The organism is Burkholderia sp. 4NA327C6, from assembly GCF_005502655.1.
Classification (GTDB): Bacteria; Pseudomonadota; Gammaproteobacteria; order Burkholderiales; family Burkholderiaceae; genus Burkholderia; species Burkholderia contaminans.
Map to the genome: position 1 here is coordinate 12,853 of NZ_SCNZ01000026.1, position 14,804 is coordinate 27,656.

General features: G+C 70.9%; 13 protein-coding genes and 1 riboswitch. Of the genes, 6 read left to right on the top strand and 7 right to left on the bottom strand.

Annotated elements, in window-relative coordinates; all coding sequences use genetic code 11:
- Positions 1-55 precede the first annotated feature (55 nt).
- From cobM to cbiE, 4 genes are read right to left on the bottom strand one after another with little or no spacing between them, the layout of a single operon-like run.
- Positions 56-784, bottom strand: coding sequence for a precorrin-4 C(11)-methyltransferase (cobM, locus tag FFS49_RS24430; protein WP_105816152.1), 729 nt, complete (start codon positions 782-784; stop codon positions 56-58).
- Between the two features lie 43 nt (positions 785-827).
- Positions 828-1,559 carry a cobalt-precorrin-6A reductase gene (locus tag FFS49_RS24435; protein WP_137951022.1) on the bottom strand — a complete coding sequence of 244 codons (732 nt, stop codon included), beginning with the start codon at positions 1,557-1,559 and terminating at the stop codon, positions 828-830.
- A complete protein-coding gene (locus FFS49_RS24440) occupies positions 1,556-2,644 on the bottom strand; it encodes a cobalt-precorrin-5B (C(1))-methyltransferase (RefSeq protein WP_105816154.1) in 1,089 nt (362 codons plus the stop codon). Before FFS49_RS24440 ends, FFS49_RS24435 begins: the two co-directional genes overlap by 4 nt.
- Entirely contained in the window at positions 2,644-3,906 is a 1,263-nt protein-coding gene (gene cbiE, locus FFS49_RS24445; protein ID WP_105816155.1) for a precorrin-6y C5,15-methyltransferase (decarboxylating) subunit CbiE, read from the bottom strand. Before cbiE ends, FFS49_RS24440 begins: the two co-directional genes overlap by 1 nt.
- Before the next feature lie 263 nt (positions 3,907-4,169).
- A riboswitch (cobalamin riboswitch) is annotated at positions 4,170-4,361 on the top strand.
- Between the two features lie 106 nt (positions 4,362-4,467).
- On the opposite strand from cbiE, the gene cobG reads away from it, so the two are divergent.
- From cobG to cobJ, 4 genes are read left to right on the top strand one after another with little or no spacing between them, the layout of a single operon-like run.
- Positions 4,468-5,832 carry a precorrin-3B synthase gene (cobG, locus tag FFS49_RS24450; protein WP_224756034.1) on the top strand — a complete coding sequence of 455 codons (1,365 nt, stop codon included), beginning with the start codon at positions 4,468-4,470 and terminating at the stop codon, positions 5,830-5,832.
- Complete coding sequence (locus FFS49_RS24455) at positions 5,825-6,451, top strand: precorrin-8X methylmutase (protein ID WP_046545711.1); 627 nt, start codon at positions 5,825-5,827, stop codon at positions 6,449-6,451. Before cobG ends, FFS49_RS24455 begins: the two co-directional genes overlap by 8 nt.
- Positions 6,448-7,182 carry a precorrin-2 C(20)-methyltransferase gene (locus FFS49_RS24460; protein WP_105816157.1) on the top strand — a complete coding sequence of 245 codons (735 nt, stop codon included), beginning with the start codon at positions 6,448-6,450 and terminating at the stop codon, positions 7,180-7,182. Before FFS49_RS24455 ends, FFS49_RS24460 begins: the two co-directional genes overlap by 4 nt.
- Positions 7,179-8,906, top strand: a complete 1,728-nt coding sequence (gene cobJ / locus FFS49_RS24465; protein WP_105816158.1) for a precorrin-3B C(17)-methyltransferase — start codon at positions 7,179-7,181, stop codon at positions 8,904-8,906. The genes FFS49_RS24460 and cobJ overlap by 4 nt, the downstream gene beginning before the upstream one ends.
- 6 nt (positions 8,907-8,912) lie before the next feature.
- Here the strand turns inward: cobJ and FFS49_RS24470 are convergent, their stop codons facing one another.
- Complete coding sequence (locus FFS49_RS24470) at positions 8,913-10,121, bottom strand: MFS transporter (RefSeq protein ID WP_224756033.1); 1,209 nt, start codon at positions 10,119-10,121, stop codon at positions 8,913-8,915.
- Positions 10,122-10,215: 94 nt separating this feature from the next.
- Between FFS49_RS24470 and FFS49_RS24475 the strand changes: the two genes are divergently transcribed.
- Positions 10,216-11,118, top strand: a complete 903-nt coding sequence (locus FFS49_RS24475; protein ID WP_105816159.1) for a LysR substrate-binding domain-containing protein — start codon at positions 10,216-10,218, stop codon at positions 11,116-11,118.
- 259 nt (positions 11,119-11,377) lie between these two features.
- On the top strand, positions 11,378-12,733 hold the full coding sequence (locus tag FFS49_RS24480) for a chitinase (protein WP_137910443.1): 1,356 nt from the start codon (positions 11,378-11,380) through the stop codon (positions 12,731-12,733).
- Between the two features lie 93 nt (positions 12,734-12,826).
- Here the strand turns inward: FFS49_RS24480 and FFS49_RS24485 are convergent, their stop codons facing one another.
- Together FFS49_RS24485 and FFS49_RS24490 are read right to left on the bottom strand one after the other, a co-directional pair.
- Positions 12,827-13,570 carry an IclR family transcriptional regulator gene (locus FFS49_RS24485; RefSeq protein WP_105815818.1) on the bottom strand — a complete coding sequence of 248 codons (744 nt, stop codon included), beginning with the start codon at positions 13,568-13,570 and terminating at the stop codon, positions 12,827-12,829.
- A 60-nt stretch (positions 13,571-13,630) separates the two neighbouring features.
- Positions 13,631-14,797 carry an acyl-CoA dehydrogenase family protein gene (locus FFS49_RS24490; protein WP_105815819.1) on the bottom strand — a complete coding sequence of 389 codons (1,167 nt, stop codon included), beginning with the start codon at positions 14,795-14,797 and terminating at the stop codon, positions 13,631-13,633.
- Positions 14,798-14,804: the final 7 nt, after the last annotated feature.

The window sequence follows — 14,804 nt, forward strand, 5'->3', positions numbered from 1 at the left end:
CGCACCCAAGCACCTGCGCGAACGCTGCACCGAACCCGGGCCGGCCCGCGCGTGATCAGCCTGCGCCGGCGTACAGCGTCGAATCCGTGAACCCTTCGGCGTCGAGCACGCGCCCGATCAGGATCAGCGCGGTGCGCTCGATCTGCGTGCCCTGCACCTTGCCGACGATGTCGGCGAGCGTGCCGGTCACGCGCGCTTCATCGGGCCAGCTCGCGCGATAGATCACCGCGACCGGACAATCGGCGCCGTAATGCGGCAACACTTCGTCGACGATGCGGGCGAGATGGCGCACGCCGAGATGGATCGCGAGCGTCGCGCGGTGCGCGGCGAGCGCGCCGAGCGATTCGCCTTCCGGCATCGTCGTCTTGCCCGCGAAGCGCGTGAGGATCACCGTCTGCGCGACACCGGGCAGCGTCAGCTCGACGCCGAGCGTCGCCGCGCACGCGGCCGTGGCCGTCACGCCGGGCACGATTTCATACGGAATCCCGAGCGCCTTCAAGCGGCGAATCTGCTCGCCGATCGCACCATACAGCGACGGGTCGCCCGAATGCACCCGCGCGACATCCTGCCCTTTCGCGTGCGCGCCGGCGAGCAGCGCGACGATTGCGTCGAGGTCGAGTTCGGCGGTATTGACGACCTGCTCCGCGCGATGGCCGTCGAGCACGGCCGCCGGTACCAGCGAACCCGCATACAGGATCACCGGGCACGTGCGCACGAGGCGCTGGCCCTTCACCGTGATCAGCTCCGGGTCGCCGGGGCCCGCGCCGATGAAATACACCGTCATCGAAAAATCTCCGTCAATTCATGGGATGACCGGCCGCGCGGCGTCACGCGCGTGCGGCCGGATCGAGCGCGTCGATGAGCGCCGCGGCCGAATCGAACACGCGATCGGCGCCGGGCAGCGGCGGCCGGCGCAGCATCACGACCGGCAGCCTGCGTTCGCGCGCGACATCGAGCTTGGCTTCCGTGGCGGCGCCGCCGCTGTTCTTGCTGACGACGACGTCGATGCCCGTCAGCGCGAACAGCGCGCGCTCGCCTTCGAGCGTGAACGGCCCGCGCGCGGCGACGATCTGCGCGCGCGCATTGCCGGGAGGCGCGTCGGGGCAGCGCACGAGGCAGAACTGGTGTGGCGGAATCGCGTCGAGATGCGCGAGCGGTTCGCGGCCGAGCGTGAACAGCGGCCGCCTGAACGGCGCGAGCGCGGCCTCGATGCCGGCCCAGTCGTCGACCATGCGCCAGTCGTCACCCGGTTGCGGCACCCACGCCGCGCGGCGCAGCGCCCACAGCGGCACGCCCGCTTCACGCGCGGCGGCTGCGGCGTTCGCGCTGATCCGCGCGGCATACGGATGCGTCGCGTCGATCACGAGGCCGATGCCGGCGTCGCGCAGATAGGTCGCCAGCCCGGCCGCGCCACCGAAGCCGCCGACGCGCACGTCGCAGCGCAGGTCGTCGGGCACCTTGCCGAGGCCGGCCAGGCTGTACACATGATGCGAGCCGAGCGCGCGAGCGATCTTCAGCGCATCGCCGGTGCCGCCGAGCAGCAGGATGCGCGCGCTCATCGCGCCTCCCCGACGAAGCGGCCCTGGCGGTCGATCGCGAACATCTCGACGGCCACCGACGGCGGCACGATGTCGCGCGCGACGCGCAACGCCTGTGCACAGACGAGATCGCCGAGCGGCACGCCGTCCGCGTGCGCAAGCTTCAGCGCTTCCTGGCTCGTGTTCGCGGCGCGCATCGCGGCCTGCAGCGTGTCGCTTGCGCCGGCCTCCGCCGCCCACTGCGCGAGCAGCGGCAGGTCGATGCTCGAATGGCGGCTGTGCAGGTCGAGATGGCCGGCCGCGAGCTTGCTGAGCTTGCCGAAGCCGCCGCACATCGACAGCCGCGCGACCGGCGCGCGCCGCAGGTGCTTGAGCACCGCGCCCGCGAAATCGCCCATCTCGATCAGCGCCATGTCGGGCAGTTGATAGTGCGCGCGCATCGCGTCCTCGCTTGCGTTGCCGGTGCACGCGGCAATGTGCGTGATGCCGTTCGCGCGTGCGACGTCGATGCCCTGGTGGATCGACGCGATATAGGCCGAACACGAGAACGGCCGCACGATGCCGGTCGTGCCGAGGATCGACAGCCCGCCGACGATGCCGAGGCGCGGGTTCATCGTCTTCAGCGCGAGCGCTTCGCCGCCTTCGACGCCGATCGTCACGTCGAAGCCGCCCGCATAGCCATGCTCGGCCGCCAGCGCGTCCAGGTGCGTCGTCATCATCTGGCGCGGCACCGGGTTGATCGCCGGTTCGCCGACCGGCAGCGTGAGCCCCGCGCGCGTGACCGTGCCGACGCCCGGCCCCGCATGAAACCGCACGCCGGGCGCCGCCGCGAGCGCGACGCGCGCGAAGATCAGCGCGCCGTGCGTGACGTCCGGATCGTCGCCGGCATCCTTGATCGTGCCGGCTTCGGCACCGTCGGCCGTCGCCCGGCAGAACTCGAGCCGCATCATCACGCGCTGCCCCTTCGGCAGCACGATCTCGACCGCGTCGTCCGCCCGGCCCGCGAGCAGCAGCCGCGCGGCGGCGAGCGACGTCGCGGTCGCGCAGCTGCCGGTCGTATAGCCGAAGCGCAGCGGTGCGGGCTGTTCGGGGGTCTCGTCGCGCATCACGCGTCCGTTGGGTTCGTCGTGTTTGCCGTGGCCGACGACGCGGGTGTGTCGGCCGGGTCGGGCTTGCGCACGTCGTACAGCGTGACCGGCAACGGTTGTCGCCATGTATCGAAGCGGCCGAGCGGCTCGGCATGCGCGAGCGACACGCGCGTGAGCGTGCCGCCGTGCGCATCGCGCCACGCGGCGAGCGTCATCTCGCCCTGCAGCGTGACCGCGTTCGCGACCAGCCGGCCGCCGGGCTTCAGCGCTGCCCAGCACGCGTCGAGCACGCCGGGCGCGGTCGCGCCGCCGCCGATGAAGATCGCGTCGGGCGCGGCGAGCCCCGCGAGCGCATCGGGCGCGCGGCCCGCGACGAGCTGCAGGCCCGGCACGCCGAGCGCGTCGCGGTTGTGCTCGATGAAGCGCTGCCGCTCCGCATGCGCTTCGATCGCGATCGCCTGGCATGACGGATGCGCGCGCATCCATTCGATGCCGATCGAGCCGCTGCCGGCGCCGACGTCCCACAGCAGCTCGCCGGGCGCGGGCGCGAGACGCCCGAGCGTCATCGCGCGCAGGTCGCGCTTGGTGAGCTGGCCGTCGTGACGGTACGCATCGTCGGGCAGGCCGGGCGTGAGCGCGCGGCGCGGCGCATCGGGGCCGGCCTGGCAGTCGAGCGCGACGAGGTTGAGCGCGGCCGTTTCGTCGATGCGCCAGTCCTGCGCGAGCCCGTCGAGACGGCGCTCGAGCGGGCCGCCCAGATGTTCGAACACGCTGATGCGCGTCGGCCCGAAGCCGCGTGCGACGAGTTCGGCCGCGACGGCGGCCGGCGTGCGGCCGTCGGCGCTCAGCACGAACAGGCGGCGGCCGGGCAGCAAGTGCCGCGCAAGCGTCGCGAGCGGCCTGCCGACGAGCGAGACCGCGCCGACATCCTGCAGTGCCCAGCCGAGGCGCGCGGCCGCGAGCGACAGCGACGACGGCGCAGGCAGGACGCGCCATTCGTCGGGGGAAAGCTGGCGCGCGAGCGTGGCGCCGACGCCGAACAGCATCGGGTCGCCGCTGGCAAGCACGCAGACGGGCGACGCGCGTCGAGCCAGCACGCCCGCCAGGTCGAACGGCGACGGCCACGCTTCGCGCGCGGCCGGCAGCCGCGCGGGCAGCATGTCGAGATGCCGCTTCGCGCCGACGACGAGCGTCGCGTCGAGCAGCGCGCGACGCGCGCTGCGCCCGAGCCCCGCGTAACCGTCGTCGCCGATGCCCACTACTGTCAGCCACGCCGTCATGCACCCTTCCCCATCGTTCGATTTCCTGCCGTTTGTTGCGATGCGCGGCGGCCGGGCTGCCGCGCGTTGATTCGTTGCCGATTCCGATCCCGATCCGCCTCCGCGCCGTGCGCGTCGCCCGCCGGTGCGATACGGCCCGGATGTCGGGTGCCGAGCCGCCAATCGTACCATTGACGCGACAGCACAAAACCGGCTGCAGCCGTGCTGCGACGCGGTTGTGCGACGCATCGCCGATGCCGGATCGTCGCGAAAATCGGGTATCCTACGGCCGTTCGTTCGCCGGTGCCCCTCGGGGCCGAAGAGGGAACACAGGGCGCGCCACGCGCCGCTGTGGCTGCCCCCGCAACTGTAGACAGCGAGCCGATCTCCCCCTCATGCCACTGGTTCCACCGGGAAGGCCGGGAGCCGGCGCCGACCTGTCAGCCAGGAGACCTGCCGGCCAGAAAGTGCGTGCGTGCCAGTCGGCGTCGGGCGGGGTGTACCGATGCGTTGGCCGCGGCGCGACACTGCCCCGGTACCCCGTTGAGTTCCGCCCCCGTTTCGATTCCTGCAACGCCCGTCATGCGCCCGTCGGCCTGCCCGGGGCTCGTGCGCGTGGTTGCGGCCGCCGACGGCGGACTGTGCCGGATCAAGCTGCCGGGCGGCCGGCTCGACGCGCGCCAGGCGCGTGCGATCGCCGCCGCCGCGCGGGCATTCGGCTCCGGCGCGATCGACGCGACCAATCGCGCGAATCTCCAGCTGCGCGGCGTTCGCGACGGCGCGGCTAACGCGCTGACGCGCGCGTTGCTCGACGCGGGTCTCGGCCCGTCCGTCGACGCCACGTCGAATGCCGCCGCCGACGCGGCGGCGCTCGCCGCGAGCGACGACGTGCGCAACCTGATGCTCAGCCCGCTCGCCGGCCACGACCCCGCCGCGCTCGTCGACAGCCGCGCGCTCGCCGTGCCGCTCTTCGACATGCTGGCGCGCGAGCCCCGCCGTGGCGAGTTGTCGCCGAAATTCTCGATCCAGCTCGACGGCGGCGAATCGGTTGCGGCGCTCGATCATCCGCACGACATCTGGCTGGCCGCCTGGCGTCGCGGCGACGGCGCGATGCGGATCGCAGCCGGGCTGGCAGGCTGCCCGCCGGTTGCACACGACGACCCGCCCGCTTCGGTCGATGTCGCGCCCGATCAAGTCGCTGCGCTGGTTCGCGCGCTGCTGCTCGCGTTTCTCGATCTCGCACCGGCGGACGTCACGCGGCTACGCGCGCTGCTCGCCACCTGCAGCGAACGCGCGTTGCTGGAACGCGCGCAGCATTACGTGCCCTTCCCGCTTGCAGCCGATCCGGCGCTCGCCGGCTGGCGCCGCACGCGCACCGACCCGACGCTGCGTTTCGGCGTGCGCCCGTCGCTCGATGCGGCGCGCTGCAACGTCGGCGCCCAATTCGTGCTCGGCCGGCTCGATGCGACCCAACTGGAACGGCTCGCCGCGCTGGCCGAAACCGACGGCGACGGCACGCTGTCGATGACGCCATGGCAAGGCGTGTTCCTGCATGACGTATCGCGCGTACGCGCACCGGCCACGCTCGATGCGCTCGCGTCGCTCGGCCTCGTCTGCGCGTCGTCCGACCCGCTCGCTGCGCTCGTCGCGTGCACCGGCAGCGCGGGCTGCACGAAGGCGCGCGCCGACACGAAGCACGACGCACTCGCGCTCGCCGCCCGCATCGGCCACGCAGTCGACGTGCACCTGACCGGTTGCGAGCGCCACTGCGCGCTGCCGCATCCCGCGACGCACACGCTCGTCGCGGTTGCGCCCGCGCACTACGACCTTTACCGGCGCGACGCCGCTGCGGGCCTCGGCGCCCCGCTCGCGCGCCATCTGACGATTGACCAGGCCGCGGCCCGACTGACGGGCGCACGGCACAGCCAGGACACCACCGATGCTTGACTACATTCGCGACGGGCAGGAAATCTACCGCCAGTCGTTCGCGACGATCCGCGCCGAGGCCGACCTGTCGCAGGTTCCGCCCGACCTCGAGAAACTCGCGGTGCGCGTGATCCATGCGTGCGGGATGGTCGACGTCGTCTACGACCTGCGCTTCTCGGCCGGCGCCGGCACGGCGGGCCGCACGGCGCTCGCGGCCGGCGCGCCGATCCTGTGCGACGCGAGGATGGTCGCCGAAGGCATCACGCGCGCGCGGCTGCCGGCCGACAACCGCGTGATCTGCACGCTCGGCGAGCCCGAGGTGCCCGATCTCGCGCGGCATCTCGGCAACACGCGTTCGGCCGCCGCGCTCGAGCTGTGGCGTCCGCACCTCGCGGGCAGCGTCGTCGTGATCGGCAATGCGCCGACCGCGCTGTTCCACCTGCTCGACATGATCGACGCCGGCGCGCCGCGCCCCGCGCTGATCCTCGGTTTTCCGGTCGGCTTCATCGGTGCGGCCGAATCGAAGGCGCTGCTCGATGCCGACAGCCGCGGCGTGCCGTACGTCGCGCTGCTCGGCCGGCGCGGCGGCAGCGCGATGGCGGCGGCGGCGGTCAACGCCCTCGCGACGGAGGTCGAATGACGACCGCGCGCGGACGCCTGTTCGGGGTCGGTGTCGGCCCCGGCGACCCCGAACTGATGACGATCAAGGCGCTGCGCGTGCTGCAGGCCGCGCCCGTGGTCGCGTACTTCGTCGCGAAGGGCAAGAAAGGCAATGCGTACGGGATCGTCGAAGCGCACCTGCAGGACGGGCAGACGCAACTGCCGCTCGTCTATCCGGTGACGACCGAGGCATTGCCGCCGCCGCTGTGCTACGAGACGGTGATCGCCGACTTCTACGACACGGCCGCCGGGATCGTTGCCGCGCATCTCGACGCGGGGCGCGACGTCGCGGTGATCTGCGAAGGCGACCCGTTCTTCTACGGCTCGTACATGTACCTGCACGACCGCCTCGCGCCGCGCTACGACACCGAGGTGATCCCCGGCGTGTGTTCGATGCTCGGCGGCACCGCGGTGCTCGGCCAACCGCTCGTCTATCGCAACCAGAGCCTGTCGGTGCTGTCGGGCGTGCTGCCCGAGCCCGAACTGCGCGAACGGCTCGCGCGGGCCGACGCGGCCGTCGTGATGAAGCTCGGCCGCAATTTCGACAAGGTGCGACGGGTGCTCGACGAACTGGGGCTCGCGAAGCGCGCGCTGTATGTCGAGCGCGCGACGATGGCGAGCCAGCGCATCGTGCCGCTCGACGAAGTCGATCCGATGGCGTCGCCGTATTTTTCGCTGCTCGTCGTGCCGGGGGAAAAATGGCAAGGATGACGACTCCGCCCGCGATCGTGATTCTCGGCGCGGGCGCGCTCGATACCGCGCGGCGCATCCAGGCGCGCTATCCGGGTGCGCGCGTGCATGGCCTTGCGTCGCGCGTCGCGGCCGACGTGCCGTTCGACGATCTCGGCGCGCACCTGCGTGAACTCTACGCGCGCGGCCTGCCGATCGTCGCGCTGTGCGCGGCCGGCATCGTGATCCGCTGCATCGCCCCGGCGCTGGCCGACAAGGGCGTCGAGCCGCCCGTGCTCGCGGTGGCGGAAGACGGCTCGGCGGTCGTGCCGCTGCTCGGCGGGCTGACGGGCGTGAACGTGATCGCGCGGGAAATCGCCGCATGCATCGGCGTTGCGCCGGCGATCACGACGAGCGGCGAACTGCGCTTCGGCGCGTGCGTGCTCAATCCGCCGGCGGGCTATGCGCTTGCCGATCTCGGCCAGGGCAAGCGCTTCGTATCCGATCTGCTCGCAGGCGCGTCGACGCGCATCGACGGCGCGGCGCCGTGGCTCGACGATGTCGCGCTGCCGCGCGACGATGCGGCCATGCATGCGATCCGCGTAACCCCCGATGCATGGCGCGGTGCGCGCGACGAACTCGTGATTCACCCGCGCAGCGTGGTGGTCGGCGTCGATGCGCTGGCTATCCACGCGGATGAAGCGCTTGCCGCACGCATCGATGCAGCGCTCGATTCGCAAGGTCTCGCACGATTGGCGCTCGCGGCCATCGTTGCGCCCGCATCGGAAATCGGCGATGCCGTGCTGGAAGACGCCGCGCAAACGCTCGACGTGCCGCTGCGCTTCGTCGATGCCGGAACCGACGCTGACGCTGATGCTGACTCAACCGATGATGCGGCCACCCTGCTCGGCCGCGCGTTGCGCGTCGCACACACGCTGCGCGCCACGACGAACGGCATCGCATGCGCGGTCGCGTCGTATCCGGTCGATCCCTCCACGCTCGGCCGTGCGCGCGGCCGCCTGACGGTGCTCGGCCTCGGCCCGGGCGGTGCTGAATGGCTCACGCCGGCCGCGCGCGCCGCGCTTGCGGACGCAACCGACATCCTCGGCTACACGACCTACGTGAACATGGCCGGCCCGTTCCGCGATGACCAGCGCGTGCACGGCACCGACAATCGCGAAGAGATGCAGCGCGCACGCCATGCGTTCGAACTCGCGACCGAGGGCCGACGCGTCGCGGTCGTGTCGTCGGGCGACCCGGGCGTGTTCGCGATGGCCGCGGCCGTGCTCGAAGCACTCGACGAAGCGCGCGATCCGCACTGGGCCGCGGTCGACCTGCGCATCGAACCCGGCATCTCGGCGTCGCTCGCGACGGCCGCGCAGGCCGGCGCGCCGCTCGGCCACGACTTCTGCGCGATCTCGCTGTCGGACAACCTGAAGCCGTGGGACGTGATCGAGAAGCGCCTGAGCCATGCGGCACAGGCCGATTTCGTGATGGCGTTCTACAACCCGATCTCGCGCGCGCGGCCGTGGCAGCTCGATCGTGCGCTCGATGTCGTGCGCACGCACCGCCACGCCGATACGGTGGCCGTGCTCGGCCGCGACATCGGCCGGCCGGGCGCGACGCTCACGACGACGACGCTCGGCGCGCTGCGCAGCGATCAGGTCGACATGCGTACGATGGTGATCATTGGTTCGTCGACGACGCGGCGCTTCGCGATCGGCAACGCACGCGAGTGGGTCTATACGCCGCGCTGGTATCGCTGAACCGGGTCAGCGCATCAGCGTGACGCTGCGTGCGTCGGCCTGCGCGGTGCCGGCTGCGCCGTCGGCATGCCAGAACCGGTACACGAGCACGCCGACGATCGCCTGCGCCGCGACCACGAACGCGACGCAGCCAGCCCATCCCCACCGATGCCATCCGGGCACCGGCAGGATCGAGCCGAGGCTGCCGCCGAAGTAATAGCAGGACAGGTAGATGCCGATCGCCGTCGAGCGTACGCTCGACGCCGCCTGCGAGATGAACGTGTTGGCCGACGCCTGTTCGACGAACACGGCGGTCGAGCTGAGCGCGAGTCCGGTCAGGATCACCGGTACGTTGTCGGACAGCGTGAACAGCGCCCCGCCGATCGCGAGCGCGGCCGCGGCAAGCCCCGGCGCGCGCGGGCCGCGATGCCGCGCGACGCGTCCTGCCAGCGGCGTCACGACCACCGCCACCAGAAACACCGCGTAGATCGCGCCGATTCCGACCGTGCCGAAGCCGAACGGCGCGCCGGCCAGGCGCAGGCCGACGAACGTAAACGTCGCGACCTGCGACGCGAGCACGCATGCGCCGATCGCGAACGACGCGAGCAGCGTGCCACGCGTGACGATGCGCCACGACGGCCCCGCGCCGCTATCCGCATCGTGCTCGACGTGCCGCGCGATCCCGCCCGACGCCGGCAGGCTCGCGTAGATTGCGATGCCCGTGACGAGACATAGCGCCGCGACGACGTCGAGCGCATGCCGCCAGCCCCAGATCGACGTCATCAGGTTGGTCGCGAAGCGGCCGGCGAAACCGCCGAGCGTCGTGCCGGCGACGAACAGCGCGCTGATCTCGGCCGACGTGCCGCGATCGAAGCGCTCGGCGATATAGGCGATCGACAGCGCGAAAATGAACGGCATGACGAGGCCGGCTGCAAAGCGCGCGCCGAGAAACGACGCGAAACTCCCCGCATGCGCGGACCACACGACCGGCAGCGCGACGGCCACCGCCGCGAGCGAGATCGCGACGCGCCGCTCGATGCGCGCGGCCAGCACGCCGACGAACGGCGCGATAATGGCGACGGCCGTCGTGGTGGCGCTCACGCCCTGCCCCGCGCGCTCCGCGCTGACACCGAAGGTGCCCGCGAGTTCGTGCAGGATGCCCTGCGTCGAATACAGATTGAGAAACGCGGCGAAGCCGCAGAGAAAGAACGCGATGCGCGTGGTCCTGTCGTTCATCGGAGCGGCCTGTTCGTCGATGCCGACAGTCTGACGAGTGCGCCGCAGGCACGCCAATACCGTTTTCAACGTCATTGATACCGGAACCACAACAATGCTCGACCTGCGCCGCCTCCGCTATTTCGTGGTCGTCGCCGACGAACTGCACTTCGGCCGCGCGGCGTTGCGCCTGCGGGTCGCGCAGCCGCCGCTGACGCGCCATATCGCCGCGCTGGAAAGCGAGCTCGGCGTCCGCCTGTTCGAACGTTCGACGCGCGCGGTGCGGCTGACGCCGGAAGGCGCCGCGTTCCTCGACCATGCGCGCAACGTCGTCAGCGCGGCCGCCGAGGCCGAGGCGAGCGCGCGCAAGATCGCGCAGGGCATCGCCGGGCGCATCGTGATCGGCTATGCGAGTTCGATTCCGATGTCCGACACGTTCCCGGACGTCATCCGCGTCGCGAGCCGGACGATGCCCGACGTCGAACTCGCGTTTCGCGAGGCGGCGACCGCGAGCCAGCGCCAGCAGATTGCGGACGGCACGATGGACATCGGTTTCGGCTGGGCGTGGGACGGTGCGCCCGGCGTGCCGGTGGCGTCGCTGGTCGTGTCGCGTGAACCGCTCGTCGCGGCCGTGCCGGCCGGCGATCCGCTCGCGGGCCGTGCGAGCGTCGACGTCGCGGAGCTTGCGAACGCAACCTTCGTCACCTTTCCGCCCGGTTACGGTTCGGCATTGACCGCGGCGCTGGACGACCTGTGCGCGCAAGCCGGATTCGCGCCGCGGATCGGCGCGACCGCCGCGCAGATCACGACGCTCGTGTCGCTGGTGGCCGCCGAGCGCGGCATCGCGATCGTGCCGGGCTTCACGGCCACGCTGCAGCGTCCGGGCGTCGCCTACGTGCCGCTCGCCGGCACGCGCGCGGTCGAGCAGATCGTGTCGTGGAACGAGCCGTTCGCGTCGGCGTGCGTCGAGCGCTTCGTCGCACTGGCACGCTCGCTCGTGCAGCCGCCATCGGCCTGATGCGTCGCGAACGACGCGCGTGAGGCCACGCGCGATCGGCACGATCGATCGGAAAAAACACCCGCATCACGCATTCCGCAACTGTGTCGAATCGGCAAGATCGTTACGTATCGGGAATCAAATAACAAAAAGAACTCCTGACCATTCACTATTCGGCGTGAATCCTCCAAGATGGGCACGCCGCCGGCCGGGCATGCCCGATCGCCCGACCGGCGGCGATACGCGGGCCAGCGTATCCCTCTTCCACTTGGAGAACACAATGAACAACAATGTGTTGCCGCGTTTCATCCCGCGCGCATTGGCGGCGGGTTGCCTGCTTGCCGTGGCGAGCGTGTCCCAGGGCGCCGGCGTCTATGCGCCCTACGTCGACGTGACGCTCTATCCGACACCGCTCGTCGACCAGATCGGCGTGCGCCAGGGTATCCAGCAGTTCACGCTCGCGTTCGTGGTCGCGGGCAACGGCTGCGTGCCGTCGTGGGGCGGCGTGCAGCCGATCGGCAACGGCGCGAGCGGCGGGCTGCTCACCGCGCTGTCGACGTCGATCGCGAGCTACCGCGCGAAAGGCGGCGAAGTCGCCGTGTCGTTCGGCGGTGCGAACGGCACGCCGCTGATGCAGGCATGCTCGACGGTCCCCGCGCTGGCGAGTGCGTACCAGACCGTGATCGACACGTACGGTCTCACCCACATCGACTTCGACATCGAAGGCGCGTCTCAAACCGACACGGCCGCGGTCGCGCGCAACTTCCAGGCGGTCACGCAGCTGCAGGCGAGCTATGCGGCGAAAGGCAAGCCGCTGCACGTCACGTTGACGCTGCCGACGATGCCGACCGGCCTCACGCAGGACGGCGTAAACGTCGTCAACGCGGCCATCGCGAACAAGACCACGTTCGACGCGGTCAACGTGATGGCGATGGACTACGGCCCCGCGAACCTCGACATGGGCGCCGCCGCGATCAGCGCCGCGCAGGCGCTGTACTCGCAGCTCGATACCGCGTTCAAGTCGGCCGGCCAGCCGAAGACCAACGCGCAACTCTGGCAGATGGTCGGCGTCACGCCGATGATCGGCGCGAACGACGTGCAGGGCGAAACCTTCACGCTCGCGAATGCGCAGAGCGTGCTGAACGCGGCGCTCAGCAACGGCTACGGCTTCTTCGGCAACTGGTCGGTCGGCCGCGACCAGGCGTGCCCTTCCGGCGGCACGTATGCGTCGCCGACCTGCTCGGGCGTCGCGCAGCAGCCGTACGCGTTCGCGACGATCTTCAAGCAGCTCGACGGCAAGTGGGGCGGCGGCGTCACGCAGGATCCGAACTACGGCGGCGGCTCGAACGGCGGCACGCCGCAGCCGGGCGCGCCCTGGTCGGCCGGCCAGGTCTATACGGCCGGCGCGACGGTCACCTACCAGGGCACGACGTACCAGGCGCAATGGTGGACGCAGGGCGACGTGCCCGGCCAGGCCGCCGTGTGGAAGGCGGTGGGCGGCGGCACGGCCACGTGGTCGGCGACCACCGCGTATTCAGGCGGCACCTGCGTGATGTACCAGGGCGCGAAATACTGCGCGAAATGGTGGACGCAAGGCGACAACCCGAGTGCGGGCGGTGTGTGGGTGAAGTCGTGATGCGGCGGAACGGCCGTCGCTAGGCTTCAGGCCTGTGCATCTGGGGCCGTTCACGGCGATCGCCAGTACCGGATCGCCGGCGGACGGCCCGCCCTAGCCGCGCGCGTGCTCGGCCAGCAGTCTGGCCTTCGCGTCGACGAGCAGCGCGGCATGCATGTCGCGATGCTGGCGAATCCGCTCGGTCGGCCCGACCACGGATAGCCCGTACCAGTCGCCGTCGAGCGTCAGCGCGACCGCAATGGCCGACAGCTCGGGCGCGCTCTCGCCGACGTTCTCGGCCCAGCCGACTTCGCGAAACCGGGCGGTTTGCGCGACGAGCGCGGGCAGATCCGCCACCGTCGCATCGGTGAGGCGTTCGAACGGCAGCTGCATGCCGAGCGCCTGCTGCGCGTCGCTCGCCAGTTCCGCGAAAATTGCCTTGCCGATCGAGTTCGCATGCAGCGGGCGCAGTTCGCCCGGCGCGCGCGTGTAGCGGATCGCCTGCTCCGATTCGACGACGTCGAGATACGTGACCGATACGCCCTGGATCTTGCCGAGCACGGCCGTCTCGTGGCTCGCGTCGCGCAGCGCGACGAGATGCGGATGGACGATGTCGACGACCGGATCGGTCGCGTCGATTGCGGCGGCGATCGTCTGCAGGCGGCGCGTCGGGTAGTAGCCACCGCGCTTGCGCACTTCGTACAGGTAGCCGCGGCTCACGAGCGTGCGCGCCATCGCGAGGCAGCTCGACGCCGGCACGTTGAGCAGGCGCGCGAGTTCGGTGAGCGGCAGCGGCCGCCGTTCGGCGGCGAACAGCTCGAACAGGTCGAGCGTGCGGGCAACGAGTTTGACGTCCATGACGAGCGCTTGAATCGGAACGGGAAACCGCGCACCGGGCCGGGCGCCGGGTCGGTACGGTCAGTACGACTTCGGCAGCCCGAGCACCTTCTCCGCGATGTAGCACAGGATCAGTTGCGGACTCACGGGTGCGAGCCTCGGAATCATACACTCGCGCAGATAGCGCTCGACATGGTATTCCTTCGCATAGCCCATCCCGCCGTGCGTCGCGACCGCCGTCTGGCACGCGTGGAACGCGGCTTCCGCGCCGAGGTATTTCGCGGCGTTGGCCTCCGCGCCGCACGGCTGCCCCGCGTCGTAGCGCGTCGCGGCCTTCATCACCATCAGCCACGCGGCCTCGAGCTGCATCCACGCCTGCGCGAGCGGATGCTGGATCGACTGGTTCTGCCCGATCGGCCGGCCGAACACGACGCGCTCGCACGCGTACTGCGTCGCGCGCCGCAGCGCGGCCTGCCCGAGCCCGATCGCCTCCGCGGCGATCAGGATCCGCTCGGGATTCAGCCCGTGCAGCAGGTAGCGGAAGCCGTCGCCTTCGTGGCCGATCAGGTCGCCTTCCGGCACGCGCAGGTTGTCGATGAACAGCATGTTCGAATCGACCGCCTTGCGGCCCATCTTGTCGATCTCGCGCACCTCGACACGCGAGCGGTCGAGATCGGTATAGAACAGGCTCAGCCCGTCGGTCGGCTTCGCGATCTGGTCGAGCGGCATCGTGCGCGCGATGATCAGCATCTTGTTCGCAACCTGCGCGGTCGAGATCCAGATCTTGCGCCCGCTCAGCAGGTAATGGTCGCCGTCGCGGCGCGCCTGCGTGCTCAGGTGCGTGGTGTCGAGGCCCGCATCGGGTTCCGTCACCGCGAAGCACGCCTTGTCGCGCCCGGCGATCAGCGGCGGCAGGAAGCGCGCCTTCTGCGCGTCGGTGCCGAACACCTGCACCGGGTTCAGCCCGAAGATGTTCATGTGGACGGCCGACGCGCCAGAAAGGCCGGCGCCCGATGCGCTGATCGTGCGCATCATCAGCGCGGCCTCGGTCATCCCGAGCCCGGCGCCGCCGTGGGCCGGATCCATCGCGATGCCGAGCCAGCCGGCCTCGGCGAGCGCCGCGTGGAAATCGGCCGGAAACCCGCCCGCGCGATCGCGTTCGAGCCAGTAGTCGTCGCCGAAGCGCGCGCAGATTTTCTCGATCGCGCTTTCGATCGCGCGCTGGTCATCGGTCAGGTCGAACTGCATGGCATGC

What these genes read in the sequence shown, in the direction of transcription:
- FFS49_RS24440 (WP_105816154.1), bottom strand. Translation starts at nt 2,644, where the DNA reads ATGCGCGACGAGACCCCCGAACAGCCCGCACCGCTGCGCTTCGGCTAT.
- cobM (WP_105816152.1), bottom strand. Translation starts at nt 784, where the DNA reads ATGACGGTGTATTTCATCGGCGCGGGCCCCGGCGACCCGGAGCTGATC.
- FFS49_RS24455 (WP_046545711.1), top strand. Translation starts at nt 5,825, where the DNA reads ATGCTTGACTACATTCGCGACGGGCAGGAAATCTACCGCCAGTCGTTC.
- FFS49_RS24480 (WP_137910443.1), top strand. Translation starts at nt 11,378, where the DNA reads ATGAACAACAATGTGTTGCCGCGTTTCATCCCGCGCGCATTGGCGGCG.
- FFS49_RS24470 (WP_224756033.1), bottom strand. Translation starts at nt 10,121, where the DNA reads ATGAACGACAGGACCACGCGCATCGCGTTCTTTCTCTGCGGCTTCGCC.
- FFS49_RS24485 (WP_105815818.1), bottom strand. Translation starts at nt 13,570, where the DNA reads ATGGACGTCAAACTCGTTGCCCGCACGCTCGACCTGTTCGAGCTGTTC.
- FFS49_RS24490 (WP_105815819.1), bottom strand. Translation starts at nt 14,797, where the DNA reads ATGCAGTTCGACCTGACCGATGACCAGCGCGCGATCGAAAGCGCGATC.
- FFS49_RS24460 (WP_105816157.1), top strand. Translation starts at nt 6,448, where the DNA reads ATGACGACCGCGCGCGGACGCCTGTTCGGGGTCGGTGTCGGCCCCGGC.
- cobJ (WP_105816158.1), top strand. Translation starts at nt 7,179, where the DNA reads ATGACGACTCCGCCCGCGATCGTGATTCTCGGCGCGGGCGCGCTCGAT.
- FFS49_RS24475 (WP_105816159.1), top strand. Translation starts at nt 10,216, where the DNA reads ATGCTCGACCTGCGCCGCCTCCGCTATTTCGTGGTCGTCGCCGACGAA.
- cobG (WP_224756034.1), top strand. Translation starts at nt 4,468, where the DNA reads ATGCGCCCGTCGGCCTGCCCGGGGCTCGTGCGCGTGGTTGCGGCCGCC.
- FFS49_RS24435 (WP_137951022.1), bottom strand. Translation starts at nt 1,559, where the DNA reads ATGAGCGCGCGCATCCTGCTGCTCGGCGGCACCGGCGATGCGCTGAAG.
- cbiE (WP_105816155.1), bottom strand. Translation starts at nt 3,906, where the DNA reads ATGACGGCGTGGCTGACAGTAGTGGGCATCGGCGACGACGGTTACGCG.